The following is a 13,146-nucleotide window of genomic DNA, read 5'->3' as shown; positions in this document are numbered from 1 at the left end:
TGCTGTTATTGATTTTTGCGTGCGCGCTCCTCTAACTTGGAGGCGGACGATTGTGGATCATCCTTGGTACGTCCAGAGGGTGTAACACTGGATGCAGTCGTCCCCTTATGGGAGCGGTATTCTTTTTTTCTTGCCTCAGTCATAACGAGAAACCTCCTTTGGAAATAGTATGCGGCTACCGCGTGTTTTCGATACATATCATAATTGTTTGCTCATATTTATGTCCGTTGCCAGGTAGCCAAGTTTCTGATAGATGTGGTAGGCGCGTGTATTATGGGCAAACACATGAAGACTGATTTTCATCAAACCGAGCGTTCGACAGTATGCAAAAAGAGTCTGCATGGACTGCTGCCCCAATCCCTGATTTCGATAAGGTTCAAAAATTTCAAAATCGTAAATAAATGCTTCTCTGCGTGCAGGAGAAATATGCAGCCAGATGATGCCGACTTCTTTTCCACTTTCCACGAGTGAAAGAAACTGGTGATTTGGCGTTCGATAGCCCTGGGGAAGCAAACGGCCAATTTCTGTCTGGGCGTTTATCAGTGCCTGATCTGTCGGCCAGGCACCGGATCGCTGTTTTTCTTCAGCATATGTCTGTGCTGAGTGCGCCAGGTAAGGAGCAAACTCATTCTCCGGAAGACTGGCAATCAAAATACTCATGGCAGATAACCTCCTTTGTCATTCAGAAAAAGTCCTGCGGATATCCCGGACGAGCGTAAGAAAATATTCGGGTTTTTTTTGAATAAAATCCATCAGCTGATGTGCTGTCTGCCATGCCTGTGTATACATATTCCGGTCGATAATGCCATTATCCAGTGCTTCGTTCAGTTCATCTTCATCAACTAAATACAGTTTATGATCCGGAAAGAGGATCAGGTCAAGATACAGATCATCAAACCAGGGGGTTCCCTGTGTATCGCGCCCTACCTGATGGACCACATCGAAGTAACATTGGACAAGCCGAAGATCTGCGTTAAACATCGCAGTTAAGACAAATCGCGGGCCATATGCAGGGAAGAGTTGCAGCCATGAATAATTCTTGTCGACTGTCTTTGTGCGCATGCCGCCATACACAACGGACAGAGGTGCTTTAATTTCGTTGAATTGGATTAAAACGGCTTCACCATGAAAAGAAGGCCACATATAATACTTCCTGTGGGTGTGGCTTGAAATAATTCGTTTCCAGCCGCGTCTATCCGCATACTTACGTTTCATTCTTGTTAATTTCAATCGATCACCTTCAGTCCTGCCTGTCTATTGTAACGTAGAATACCAGAAAATGGTGATTAAGCTGTTCTTAATCTGTATTATAGGGCTAAAATTTTTCTCTTGGAATAAATTATGTTTTATTTATCATTTTGAAAACTCGGAAGACGTTAAAAACGGGCAGACCTGGTACCATTCTTTACCTTTTTTAATGATTAATGCATCATCTTTTCCGTGACTACCTTATTGTGTGAAAAATGATTCAAAAAATCATCAGCAAAATTCAACCGCGCCGAGCAAAAAGAAAGCAGGACGACTAACCTGATGTCGGTCAAATCGTCCTGCCCGTTAAGAGTAAATTTACTTATTAACTGATAATCGGAAGTATTTTCGTTTCTTTTTTCATTTTCGAATGGCAAAGCGGACAGGTCGGATGGTCATCAAAAGAAAAATCGTCTCTCATCCATCCGGAACAGGCGTCGTTCGTACATGTCCAAATTGCTGTTTCTGCTTCAGGAACCGGTTCTTGCGGGCCACGATTAAATCCCATAAATTTAAAAATCCCCTTTCCTGTTAATTTAATAATTATAACATTTTGTCAATCCTTTATAAAGTGTTTCACTTTTTAATGAAAGACATTCAATTCGAAATACCAGTCTGCTGAATATTTACGGAGACCTGGCAATGAAAATGAGCGTTTGGATAACGATCCGGCCAGGATGCTCCGTCAAAATGATACGTAAAACTGCGCACCTGGTCTCCCAGTTGAAGCGGGTCAACTCCTTTTTTTTGAAATTGATGCACGAGCGCCTTAGCATTATATGTCAAACTTTTTTCAAAAAGTTTAGCAACCGATTGAGAGGTGCGTTTGCTGATTGCCTTTGGAGTGGCCTGACGTACTTGTCCGATCACTTTGACTTTGGCATAGATATCCGGCGTCGCGCTGTTTCCATTGCGAACATAATAGCTGATCGCTGTGTGTACATTTCTTAGCGCAATATGCTTGCCATGCGCATACTGCATATCATACACACCCTGATTGAACTTCTGGAAGAGCATTTTAAAAAGAAACACTTTTTTATTTGGAATGCTCATGACATAACGGTCTTTTTTAAAAATGGCAAGCCCTCTTAATTCCAGATGGTCGCCTTGCTTGCGGATCAGCGGCATAAACGGGTCCATATATGCGCCATAGTAAGCATAAAGAAATTTGGCCAGATCGGTCTCCGGATAATTTTGCCTGCTGTTGTCCTGAATTAAATTCTGAATGTACTGGGTGACGGACATCTGCGCCTGATAATCATTCGATGTGAGTATTTCTCTGCAGTTTCCCTCTACAACAGCAAGATTCATGTCGCGCGGCAGGTCTGGATCACGGTTGCGGAAGGAAAGCTGCCGGAGCAGTCCGTGCTTTGCCATTGCCTTATTATAGATCATTAAACGAGTCTTGCCGCCTTGCAGGCCCATTTGTCCTTCAGCCTGAAATTTATCAATTAACGATTTTCCATCATAGGTTTTTGCACTGAGCGTGCGCACCATAGGGCCGTTCGCAGGAACGCCTGTACTCTGACTTCCCCCTGAACCTGTGCCTTGGACAAAATTTGGCGTTGTGATTGTTCCAATAATTTTTCCGTTACCAATATAATCATAACCAATGCCTTCAATAATCATGATGTCATCAAAGATATAGGTAGGCACGCAGCCGCTTAAAAAAAACAGGCTGCAGAAAATCGGAATAAGTATTTGCGTGCTGTTGTGTTTTTTTCTCATGTATGATCACCAGAAAGCCTTTTTTTAAGCCATTGAATGAATGAAAGAAAAGGAATGTAAAGATAGACTACGATAAATCCGACTGGTACGAGCAGCCGGTGCACTTCTTTAATCTGCTCGCCATTTTGAATGAGTGATGTGATCAGAATAATCAGGATAAGTATTCCGTAAATTGAATATTTCATTTTTATTTTCGGACAGATTGATTTGATTCCTCGGGTCATGGCCCATGAGCAGACACTGGTCGAAGGAATCAGGTTCCATAACATGATGATGCAGAAAATGATGTCGATATGCTCAAATAGGGGAAAATGGATGCTTTTCCAATAGGTCATGGTTGGCCAGATCGTTGCCTGAAGCGCACCCTGACTGAAAAAAGTGATGGTGACGATGATAATTGCCAGATGGATATACAGGGCATTGAGAAGACCAAAATACGCCCATCTTTTAGCGTGCTTCGTCTGCTTAATAAATGGGTAAAAAAACATAAGATATTCGAAACCCAAAAATTCATGGGTTGCCATAAAGCTGGAAGAGAGGATTGCCCTCGGACTGTGCTCCATTATAGGCAATAAATTGGAAAAGTGCGCATGCGGTATAATGAACAGCAGCGAAAGAAAAACCGGCACAGCATAAATAAAGCTAAGGAGGCAGGTGCCGAAAATATTACGTATTCCCCCCATCACGACATACCAGATAATAAAGCAAAACATCAGTGAGAAGTAAAACGTTGAAAGCTGCGGGAACACCTCAACCTGAAGAATTTCAATGAATCCTCGCAGATAAGTGATCGTATAGAAGCAAATATAGCAAAGAATGACGATATTCATGATGTTGCCGATTCGTTTGCCAAGCAACCTGCACTGCAATGAAAAGAGATCGGCCTGTCCGTATTTCTTTTCATTTTCCAGCATGCTGAGCATGGTCCACATAACGAACAGAGTAGCAAGTCCGTTAATCAGAACTGAGATCCATCCGTCCTGTTCCGGTGAATCGGTAACAATTTGCTGAAAGGAAATAAATCCTACGCCGACCTGCATCGCCTGGGGAATGAAAAACGCGGAAGTTGGTCCGATTTTGCTTGCTTCACTGATTTTGGCCGCCATCATTCTGCCTCCCTATCTGCGCATCATTCGTCAATATCTGATTTATGTTTTCCTTTCTTTGCCTGTACACGTTTTGGACGTGCGCGACCCGGATCACGTGTGCGAAGGAACAACGGACGCATCGTCTGGTTGTTATAAGGCAATCGAATATATGCGTCTTTTAAATCGCTGACGCGAAGTGGAAAAATAGGCTCAATATATGGTCTGCCGAGCGATGTCAGTTTGATCAGATGGCAGACAAAAAGCATGTAGCACAGAGCAATGCCAAGCAGGCCAAGCACCTGCGCGGAGAGTATAAAAGGAAAACGGATAAAACGTATCGTCGTTGCCATCCGGTAATTAGGCGTAATAAAAGCCGCAAGGGCAGACATGGCAACGATAATTAAGAGAACGTTGCTGGTAATGCCTGCCTGGACTGAGGCGGTGCCAATCACGATACCACCAACGATGCCGATGGTCTGTCCCACTTTTGTCGGAAGCCTGGCCCCCGCTTCGCGCAGCAATTCGATCATTATTTCAAGCAGCAGCACTTCAATGATCGGATCATACGGAACTGAATTTCTTGACGTATACAATGTACTCATCAGTTCCTTAGGAATCAATTGATAATGAAAAGTCAGGATAGCGACATAAAACGATGAAGAGGTAACAGAAAAAGCGATGGCGAACAGGCGCAGCAACCGGTAAGCAGACGCAATCGGCCAGCTGACGAGATAGTCGTCAAAAGCGGAAAAAAATTCAACAATGGTCGTCGGCAGCAGAAGCGCGGCTGGCGCTCCGTCAACCAAAATAGCGATTTTACCTTCATAAATGGCGCTTGCAATCCGGTCCGGACGCTCTGTATCAAGAAACTGCGGAAAGAGCGAGTGCCCATTGTCGTTAATTAAAATGGCCAGCTGTGCTACATCCAGCAAGTTGGTGACCTCAAGGCTCTGAATGCGCTGTCTGATGGTGTTCAGATTTTCCTTATTGGTAACCCCATCAATTGATAACAGGCAAACTCGGGTATTAGATATCTTCCCCACACGCATTTCCTCGATTGCCAGCTGAGGGATCGGTATGCGTTTGCGGATCAGATTGATATTGATCTCAATAGATTCAACGAGCGATTCGTGAGAACCAAGGATACTTGTCTCGGTTTCGGCCTCGGTAACCTGTCTCCCGTGATTTTTTGTCGCAGGAATAAGCAGGCATTCCGAGCTGCTTTCTTTTTCCTGTACGATAATGTATCCATCAAGCAGTTTGGCCTGGATCTCGGTCAGATCTTTTGTGCGGATCACTTTTTCCATCGGGAGCACACGTACGGCGTCATTTAAAGACGATACGCGCCGGTCATAGAGAAAGGAAAGTACATCGCGATGCACGAAGTTAATGTCAATTAATGTGTGGAAGAATGAAATCCAGCATGTAAACGTATCACTTCTATGATTGAAGTGAATAAAATCGGGATTTGATTTCAATTGATGAAACAGTCCGCCGATTGTTTTTGCAGGTGTATCCGGTTCTGCCCGTTGATTACGTTTCTTTTTCCAAAACATGGTACAGCGCTCACCTCAATGGTTACTTCCATCTTCCGCGTGTCTCGCTTTTTGCTGCTCCGTTTTATTTTCTTCCAGATACAGGACGATAAATGGGACTGTATTAGGAAATAGAACGAGAATATAAGCAAAAAATGAAGAAAAGAATGAGAGACGAAAAAAGACAAAAATAAAAAAAACAGCGAGAAAGACAAAAAAGCTGAGAAATAAAATAATCGAAGGCATCGCTATCCCCCTCAATATACTCAGACTAGATGCAGCACATATCCGAGTGCTGATTAGTGTACCCGTTTTCAGATGGAATATTCTTTGGACGTACGGTCTGTTCAAAGTGATGACGAAATAATAGTGCAGGTAGCAAATTGTATCACTTCAGACCGATCAGAATAAATATAGTCCGGCCAGATTTCTTGTGGGCTTGCTTTCCCTGCACTTCTTTTCTTTTTGGCCATTCCTGTGGTAAGATTGATCAGGATATGAAACGCAGCATTGGAAGGAAAATGATATGAAATCAACATGGAAAGTGATTAAGGAGCAGATCAACAGCTTTTACCTGATCCGCAGGCTGTCCCTGTATGAATTAAAAAGTGAAAATAACAATAACTATCTGGGTATGGCATGGATCATCATCAATCCGATGATTCAAATTTTTATTTATTGGCTTGTGTTCGGGAAGATTTTAGGCAGATCCAATTATGTGATTATGGAAAACGGGGTCCATGTCAGATATATTCTATGGCTCATCGCCGGTATTTACTTATGGTTCTTTCTTCAGCCATCGGTAATCCAAGGGTCAAAATCGATCTATTCACGGATTCGGTTCATAGCAAAGATGAATTTTCCGATGAGCGCGATTCCTAGCTATGTTATTTTTGAAAAGTTTTATCAGCATTTAATGCTGACAGGAATCATTATCTGTATTTTACAGTTTACAGACAGGAAGCTGAGCATTTATATTGTTCAGCTGCCGTATTTTATGATTTGTTCCGTTGCATTTTTATTTGCTCTGTCGCTGATTACCTCAACTTTTTCAACGATTGTGCGTGATGTGCATCAGATCCTGATCTCAGCGATGCGTATGCTGTTTTATCTGACACCGTTTCTTTGGGAACAAACTTATTTGGACAAGTTGCACCCTGTTTTGAAAACTATTCTGCTGCTGAATCCGATGAATTATCTCGTTCAGGGTTATCGTTCTTCACTGTTAGGCGTCTCCTGGTACGGCGCTCAGCACCTTAAATATACGCTCTATTTTTGGGCGTTCGTCCTGCTTATGCTATTCTTTGGTTCGATGGTGCATCTGAAATTCAGAAATCATTTCGTAGATTATTTGTAAGGAGACATCCTTTCATGGAAAAATCGGTTATTGTCAAAAATGTATCAAAAAAATATAAAATGTACACGCGGAATTCCGAGAAAATTTTGGACCTGATCTCTCCTAAAGGATACGGAAAATCCTTTTATGCATTACTCGACATCAGTTTTGAGGCCAATAAAGGAGATGTCATCGGTGTTATCGGTGTTAACGGATCAGGAAAGTCCACCTTGTCCAATATCATCGCCGGCATTATTCCGCCGACTTCGGGTACGGTAGAAGTCCATGGGGACGCAGCACTGATTGCCATTCAGTCTGGACTGAAAAATGAGCTGACCGGGAGAGAAAACATTGAGCTGAAATGTCTGATGCTTGGTTTCAACAAGAGACAAATCGTTGCCCTGACACCACAGATTATCGAATTTGCTGATATTGGCGATTTCATCGATCAGCCAGTCAAGACTTATTCGAGCGGAATGCGTTCCCGGCTCGGTTTTGCTATTTCAATTCATATTGATCCGGATATATTGGTTATCGATGAAGCGCTGTCGGTCGGTGATCAGACCTTTGCGGATAAATGTCTTGATAAAATGAATGAATTCAAAGAAAAAGGGAAAACGATTTTCTTCATCAGCCACTCTATCGGCCAAATGAAAAAGTTCTGCCAAAAAGCGCTTTGGATTCAATATGGCCATGTTGAACAATACGGCCTGATGTCTGAAATCATGCCTCAGTATGAAGCATTCATCAAGAAATATAAAAAGATGTCTGAAGAAGAAAAAAAGGCCTTTCAGGAGCGTGTGCGAAAGAGCCGGATGATTGAAGCCTGAGCATAAGTATGCTCGCTTTTTTTAGCACGAATAATGAAAGTATATGATTTCCCTTTGGGCAGCAGGCAACTGGCAAAACAATACAATATCTAAGCATCAAAGCGGAAGGTGAGATGCCAGCGGGACCCCGCAGATTTCAGCCTGCCCGAGGAGGCTCCTGACAGTCCGCGGCAAGCGAGCAGAGGAGTGTCCGCCACAAGATCGACAGCGCCTTTGCCAGAGGCTTGGCAAAGTTAAGTTTTCTAATAAATATCTCCTGACATAAAAAAAATCCGCAAATGCGGATTCAGTAAAAAGTGAATTGGGGTTAGGGTTATTTATACTATTGCCAGTTTTTTCTTGAATGAAACCAGATTTAACAAAAAAAGCGTTTTTAAACTTTTTGCTGGTTCTTGAATGTACACTTTAAGTGCGACACTTAAAAGCGCCCATTGCTGAGTATCAAAACGGAGGAGCGAGACCCCGCAGATTCCGGCCTGCCCGAAGAGACTTCCGGATCGCCCGCGGCAAGCGAGCAACTGAAGCGCCGATGCCAACAAAATAAACAGATCAAAGACACCGATAGAAAATTGTGAAAACACGCGCTGACCGGTAAATCGCAGTCAACGGCATCCTGTGAAAGTACGTCCTGTGTACAACGTGGAAGCCACCGCATCGTGCGGAAGTAAGGACCGGGCTATGCCCGTTTTTTCTAAGCAAGCGAAAAAACATGGCTGGTGCTTTCCATGAATGAACAATTCAGTATGCATCTTACACTTCTTTATAAATTGAAGCAGGAAATGTAAGCGCTTTTATTGTATAATAATGTTTAAAAATACGAGACATGCAAATACTTAGAGAGCCTGATCGATACAAATAGAATCCGTAAAGGGGGGAAGGATGCTCGATAAGTAAAAATGTAAACGTTTACTTATCTGCCATCCGCGAACAATGCATACGATTAATTTACTGAGAAAAGCGGTTGAGAATCGAAAAAAGTATTTAATCCAAGTGCTTAAAAAAAATTATGTGGTTAAAGAATCAGATCAACTAAGCAATTGGACCCTGTCTGAACTGGAAAATGAGTGGAAAAACTATCAAAAACGATGTGAGGAAGACATCGGGTGAATAGAAGCGGACCACCACGGCTTCTGCTATACTGGGTATAGATTTTTCAGTGAAGCCCTGTCAGTTTGGAAGTGATGGTCAGTGAATCATTTAATCAGTTTTTCTGATTTTTACGGAAATAAAGTCAGTCTGGCACTTTTGTCCGCTCCCTTTTCAAAACAGCCGAGACATGTTTGGGTTATTTGCAGGTTTTATCGTCAATGGCTGCTTACGATGCATTCGAAAAGAGGGCTGGAATTTCCGGGGGGAAAGGTAGAAGCGGGGGAATCCCCGGAAGACGCAGCCAGAAGAGAAGTTTTTGAGGAAACGGGCGCCCATGTAGCACGTTTGTATTTTATCGGTCAGTATCAGGTGGACGGAAGAAATGAGCAGATCGTCAAAAATATTTACTTTGCACAAATTGATCAAATGCGTTTGAAAGAGGATTATCTGGAAACAGACGGTCCTAGATTGCTCAGTCATTTCCCAGATTCAATGAACAATGAGAAAAGCTACAGTTTTCTGATGAAAGATCAGATCTTTACGTGTTCATTGAAAGCCGTGCAAGAGAAACGTTGGATACCGCTTCGGCGATAGTTGACCAGATGCATTGCTGCCCAGATCTTAGCAGGTCTGTAAATGCTTTGTCTACGCAAAAAAGCAGCTTTTCAGTTCGAATCGCTGCTTTTCCTGTTGGTAAATGATTCGGTTATTTTAAATGAGTGGCCCGGCATTGATCCATTCAGTGGGTGCATCTTTAAACTGTCTGAAATTATTTTGGAAGTGTTTTGCGAGTTGTCTGGCCGCGCATTCATAAGCTGCGCGATCATGCCATGACTGCCAGGGAAGCAGTATGTTGCCTGGCACATCGGGGCAGGAGAGCGGCAGATGCAGACCGAAAATCGGATCCGTGAATTGCGTGCTGCGGTCAAATCGATCATTTAAGGCAGCCGTGACCATTGCACGGGTATAGGCAAGATTTATACGGGAACCGACCCCATATGGTCCTCCGATCCAACCCGTGTTTATTAAGAATACGTTTACATTTTCCTGCTTGATCCGCTTGTTCAAAAGCTTGGCATAAGTTAAAGCGGACAGCGGCATAAATGGTGCACCGAAACAGGTGGAAAAGGTAGCTTCAGGTTTAATGATGCCGCGCTCAGTCCCAGATAATTTACTTGTATAACCGGATAAAAAATGATAGATTGCCTGCTCCGGTGTAAGCAGACTGATCGGTGGGAGCACACCGCATGCATCGGCCGTCAGAAAAATGATGGTATCAGGATGAGTGCCGATGCTTGGAATCCGTGCATTTGCCACATATGCCAGCGAATAGGCGGCTCGTGTATTTTCTGTTGTCCGTGCATCGATATAATCAGGCACCCGCGTTTCATTGGAGATGGCCACGTTTTCAAGAATTGCTCCGAATCCGATACTGTTGTAGATTTGCGGTTCGTCTTTCCGCGTTAGCCGAATCGTTTTTGCATAGCACCCACCTTCAAAATTGAATACACCGTCCTCAGACCAGCCATGTTCGTCATCTCCGATCAGCTGCCGGCCGTGTGCATGAGAAAGTGTGGTTTTTCCGGTCCCGGAGAGTCCAAAGAAGAGCGCTGTCCTTCTGTTCTGATCGACATTGGCGGAACAATGCATAGGCATAACTCCTTTTTGCGGCAGCAGAAAATTAAGAATCGTGAATACTGATTTCTTAATTTCTCCGGCGTATGCGGTACCGCCGATCAGCACGATCCGATGGTGCAGAGAAATGATGATAAAAGCTTCGGAACGTGTACCGTCAAAAGAAGGATTTGCCTTGAATCCCGGAGCGGATAAAATCGTGAACTCTGGCTGATGGTGCATAAGCTCCTGTTTGGTTGGTTTAATGAATAATTGGCTGCAAAACAGATTCTGCCAGGCATATTCATTGACGACCTGAATGGAGAGGCGGTATCGTGCGTCAGCACCGGCAAATCCGCGAAATACATATTTTTCATGCAGGTGGTTCAAATACTGAGTCATTTTCTTCAGAAGGGATAAGAAAACGCTTTCATTAATGTGCTGATTTCGTGACCAGTCAATCGTTTCAGAGGTCCATTCATCTTTTACAAAAAACCGATCCTCAGGTGATCGACCGGTATATTTCCCAGTCGTGACTGCTAAAGCTCCGTTGTTTGCTAAGATACCTTCCTGATTTCTGAGTGCACATTCAATCAGTTCCGGTGCGGATAAATTGATAAATGAGGATGACTCAAGCAATTGAGAAACGGGCGTTGGTACAGACGCTTTTCTCATTAAGAACAGCCCCTTTTTAAGAAGATATAGTCAGTGTATTTTTAGTGTAGCATAATTATGATAATGTTACATACTAATAGCGTGATCGCAATGATCGGTTTCAGCAATGCCGCATGATGAAATGGATGTACCTGTTACTGATAAAAAGAAAAAATTCGTTGACAGGGATAATTCCCTGTTGTAAGATTGGATTTAAACACGGCTGCTCTTATTCCGAGTAGGCAGAGGGACAGGCCCGATGAAGCCCGGCAACCGGCCGCAGATGGTACGGTGCTAACCTGCAGGGAAAAGAGTCATTTGGACTCTTGACGCTGATAATAAGAGGCGAGCGATAAGAATCGGCCTATCCTTAATCGGAGCGGGCTTTTTTCATGCCTTGAAAACAAAAGCAGAGGGATCGGGTACCGTTGACACCATTTTGTATATCATGTTTGAAAGGCAGGGGAAGACAATGACAAAGAAATACTCAAGACGGTTATTTACTTCGGAATCGGTGACTGAGGGACATCCGGATAAAATCTGTGATCAAATATCTGATGCCATTCTGGATGAAATTCTAAAAGGGGATCCGAATGCCAGGGTTGCCTGTGAAACGGTAGTAAATACCGGATTGGTCCTCGTTACAGGCGAGATATCAACATCCACTTATGTGGATATTCCTAAAGTCGTCCGTCAGACCATTCAGGATATTGGCTATGATAACGCGAAGTATGGTTTTGATGCATCGAACTGTGCGATTCTGACAACCATTGAAGAGCAATCTGCCGATATCGCTCAGGGTGTGGATCAGGCACTTGAAGCCCGGGAAGGAGCGCTTACTGATGATGAAATTGAAGCGATTGGGGCCGGGGATCAAGGCTTGATGTTTGGCTTTGCGATTAATGAAACCCCGGAGCTGATGCCACTTCCCATTTCACTTGCACATAAACTGGCGAAAAGGCTGGCAGATGTTCGCAAAGACAAAACTATTGGCTATCTGCGCCCGGACGGCAAGACGCAGGTTACTGTTGAATACGATGAAGAAGGGCATCCGGCGCGCATCGATACAATTGTTATTTCCGCGCAGCATGACCCGGAGGCTACCGAAGCACAGATTAAAAAAGATCTTCATCAATATGTCATTAATCCGACGGTTCCAGGTCATTTAATCGATGAACAGACAAAATTTTTCATTAATCCGACCGGACGCTTTGTGATTGGAGGCCCTCAAGGTGATGCGGGACTGACCGGCAGAAAGATCATTGTCGATACGTATGGCGGTTACGCGCGTCACGGCGGCGGCGCTTTCTCTGGGAAGGACGCGACAAAAGTAGATCGTTCGGCATCCTATGCAGCAAGATACGTCGCCAAAAATATTGTGGCTGCAGGACTCGCTGACAAATGCGAGGTTCAGTTCGCCTATGCGATCGGTGTAGCCGAGCCTGTCTCGATTTCTGTGGATACATTTGGCACAGGAAAGGCGGATGAGGCGACGCTTGTTGCACTTATTCGCCGCAACTTTGATCTTCGTCCGGCAGGGATTATTAAAATGCTTGATCTGAGACGTCCGATTTATCGTCAGACAGCGGCATACGGTCACTTTGGTCGCACGGATATCGAACTTCCATGGGAAAAAACCGATAAGGCGGACATTCTGAAACAGCAGATTTCAACTAACTTCCAAGCATAATCGGATCATGAGGGGAAAACGTTTTTTAACGCCAGAGGGTGTCTGAAAACGTTTTTTCTTATACTATAAGAAAGTTTAAAATTTAGCGGATTATAGCATAAGTGCGACGGCGGCTTCGCCCGTGTCAAAGGCTTGGCGAAGCCAAGTTTTCTAACAAGATAAGAAAGTATATGATTTTGACCCATATGAAAACCAATAAACCAGTGTCTTACCGAGAATCAAAGCGCAAGTGCGCTGGCACCTGCGGAGCATTCCTGTTGATCAGCGAGCCAGGGAAGACCCCGCAGGCCCGCGGAGGCTTCCAGATCGCCCGCGGCAAGCGAGCAACTGAAGC

At 43.9% G+C, this 13,146-nt stretch carries 14 protein-coding genes and 1 riboswitch; of the genes, 5 read left to right on the top strand and 9 right to left on the bottom strand.

Annotated features, from left to right (window positions below; all coding sequences use genetic code 11):
- Positions 1–5 precede the first annotated feature (5 nt).
- The 8 genes from M3N64_RS01730 to M3N64_RS01695 form a co-directional block, all read right to left on the bottom strand.
- Positions 6–143, bottom strand: coding sequence for a hypothetical protein (locus M3N64_RS01730; RefSeq protein WP_249096386.1), 138 nt, complete (start codon positions 141–143; stop codon positions 6–8).
- A gap of 55 nt (positions 144–198) precedes the next feature.
- The gene (locus M3N64_RS01725; RefSeq protein ID WP_249096384.1) at positions 199–660 is read right to left on the bottom strand and encodes a GNAT family N-acetyltransferase; all 462 of its coding nucleotides are present in this window, start codon (positions 658–660) and stop codon (positions 199–201) included.
- Between the two features lie 18 nt (positions 661–678).
- Positions 679–1,230 (bottom strand): ribonuclease FAU-1 family protein, encoded by a 552-nt coding sequence (locus tag M3N64_RS01720; RefSeq protein ID WP_249096379.1) that lies wholly within the window; start codon positions 1,228–1,230, stop codon positions 679–681.
- Between the two features lie 343 nt (positions 1,231–1,573).
- On the bottom strand, positions 1,574–1,756 hold the full coding sequence (locus M3N64_RS01715) for a cold-shock protein (protein ID WP_249096378.1): 183 nt from the start codon (positions 1,754–1,756) through the stop codon (positions 1,574–1,576).
- A gap of 89 nt (positions 1,757–1,845) precedes the next feature.
- Positions 1,846–2,976 (bottom strand): Ger(x)C family spore germination protein, encoded by a 1,131-nt coding sequence (locus M3N64_RS01710; RefSeq protein WP_249096377.1) that lies wholly within the window; start codon positions 2,974–2,976, stop codon positions 1,846–1,848.
- Positions 2,973–4,082, bottom strand: coding sequence for a GerAB/ArcD/ProY family transporter (locus tag M3N64_RS01705; protein WP_249096375.1), 1,110 nt, complete (start codon positions 4,080–4,082; stop codon positions 2,973–2,975). The genes M3N64_RS01710 and M3N64_RS01705 overlap by 4 nt, the downstream gene beginning before the upstream one ends.
- A 23-nt stretch (positions 4,083–4,105) precedes the next feature.
- Complete coding sequence (locus M3N64_RS01700) at positions 4,106–5,620, bottom strand: spore germination protein (protein WP_249096358.1); 1,515 nt, start codon at positions 5,618–5,620, stop codon at positions 4,106–4,108.
- Between the two features lie 15 nt (positions 5,621–5,635).
- Entirely contained in the window at positions 5,636–5,845 is a 210-nt protein-coding gene (locus tag M3N64_RS01695; RefSeq protein WP_249096356.1) for a hypothetical protein, read from the bottom strand.
- A 280-nt stretch (positions 5,846–6,125) separates the two neighbouring features.
- Here M3N64_RS01695 and M3N64_RS01690 point away from each other — a divergent pair, with 280 nt between their 5' ends.
- The 4 genes from M3N64_RS01690 to ytkD all read left to right on the top strand — a co-directional run bounded on the left by M3N64_RS01690 (position 6,126) and on the right by ytkD (position 9,448).
- Positions 6,126–6,956: an ABC transporter permease gene (locus M3N64_RS01690; protein WP_249096355.1), complete on the top strand. Its 831-nt coding sequence runs from the start codon at positions 6,126–6,128 to the stop codon at positions 6,954–6,956.
- Between the two features lie 14 nt (positions 6,957–6,970).
- Positions 6,971–7,765 carry a teichoic acids export ABC transporter ATP-binding subunit TagH gene (tagH, locus tag M3N64_RS01685; RefSeq protein WP_249096354.1) on the top strand — a complete coding sequence of 265 codons (795 nt, stop codon included), beginning with the start codon at positions 6,971–6,973 and terminating at the stop codon, positions 7,763–7,765.
- A gap of 930 nt (positions 7,766–8,695) precedes the next feature.
- On the top strand, positions 8,696–8,872 hold the full coding sequence (locus tag M3N64_RS01680; RefSeq protein ID WP_249096347.1) for a Fur-regulated basic protein FbpA: 177 nt from the start codon (positions 8,696–8,698) through the stop codon (positions 8,870–8,872).
- Between the two features lie 81 nt (positions 8,873–8,953).
- Positions 8,954–9,448 (top strand): RNA deprotection pyrophosphohydrolase, encoded by a 495-nt coding sequence (gene ytkD, locus M3N64_RS01675; RefSeq protein WP_249096344.1) that lies wholly within the window; start codon positions 8,954–8,956, stop codon positions 9,446–9,448.
- 117 nt (positions 9,449–9,565) lie between these two features.
- On the opposite strand, the gene pckA is transcribed toward ytkD, so the two are convergent.
- Positions 9,566–11,143: a phosphoenolpyruvate carboxykinase (ATP) gene (pckA, locus tag M3N64_RS01670; protein ID WP_249096333.1), complete on the bottom strand. Its 1,578-nt coding sequence runs from the start codon at positions 11,141–11,143 to the stop codon at positions 9,566–9,568.
- Positions 11,144–11,348: 205 nt separating this feature from the next.
- A riboswitch (SAM riboswitch) is annotated at positions 11,349–11,467 on the top strand.
- A 127-nt stretch (positions 11,468–11,594) separates the two neighbouring features.
- On the opposite strand from pckA, the gene metK reads away from it, so the two are divergent.
- Entirely contained in the window at positions 11,595–12,812 is a 1,218-nt protein-coding gene (gene metK, locus M3N64_RS01665) for a methionine adenosyltransferase (RefSeq protein ID WP_249096323.1), read from the top strand.
- The last annotated feature ends 334 nt before the right edge of the window (positions 12,813–13,146 follow it).

The organism is Sporolactobacillus mangiferae, from assembly GCF_023336505.1.
Classification (GTDB): domain Bacteria; phylum Bacillota; class Bacilli; order Bacillales; family Sporolactobacillaceae; genus Sporolactobacillus; species Sporolactobacillus mangiferae.
The sequence above is the reverse complement of the archived record's forward strand: the minus strand, read 5'-3'. Positions and strand labels throughout refer to the sequence as shown.

Coding starts and splice junctions, on each gene's coding strand:
- M3N64_RS01725 (WP_249096384.1), bottom strand. CDS start 660: ATGAGTATTTTGATTGCCAGTCTTCCGGAGAATGAGTTTGCTCCTTAC.
- M3N64_RS01715 (WP_249096378.1), bottom strand. CDS start 1,756: ATGGGATTTAATCGTGGCCCGCAAGAACCGGTTCCTGAAGCAGAAACA.
- tagH (WP_249096354.1), top strand. CDS start 6,971: ATGGAAAAATCGGTTATTGTCAAAAATGTATCAAAAAAATATAAAATG.
- M3N64_RS01730 (WP_249096386.1), bottom strand. CDS start 143: ATGACTGAGGCAAGAAAAAAAGAATACCGCTCCCATAAGGGGACGACT.
- M3N64_RS01700 (WP_249096358.1), bottom strand. CDS start 5,620: ATGTTTTGGAAAAAGAAACGTAATCAACGGGCAGAACCGGATACACCT.
- pckA (WP_249096333.1), bottom strand. CDS start 11,143: ATGAGAAAAGCGTCTGTACCAACGCCCGTTTCTCAATTGCTTGAGTCA.
- M3N64_RS01695 (WP_249096356.1), bottom strand. CDS start 5,845: ATGCCTTCGATTATTTTATTTCTCAGCTTTTTTGTCTTTCTCGCTGTT.
- M3N64_RS01705 (WP_249096375.1), bottom strand. CDS start 4,082: ATGGCGGCCAAAATCAGTGAAGCAAGCAAAATCGGACCAACTTCCGCG.
- M3N64_RS01680 (WP_249096347.1), top strand. CDS start 8,696: ATGCATACGATTAATTTACTGAGAAAAGCGGTTGAGAATCGAAAAAAG.
- metK (WP_249096323.1), top strand. CDS start 11,595: ATGACAAAGAAATACTCAAGACGGTTATTTACTTCGGAATCGGTGACT.
- M3N64_RS01690 (WP_249096355.1), top strand. CDS start 6,126: ATGAAATCAACATGGAAAGTGATTAAGGAGCAGATCAACAGCTTTTAC.
- M3N64_RS01710 (WP_249096377.1), bottom strand. CDS start 2,976: ATGAGAAAAAAACACAACAGCACGCAAATACTTATTCCGATTTTCTGC.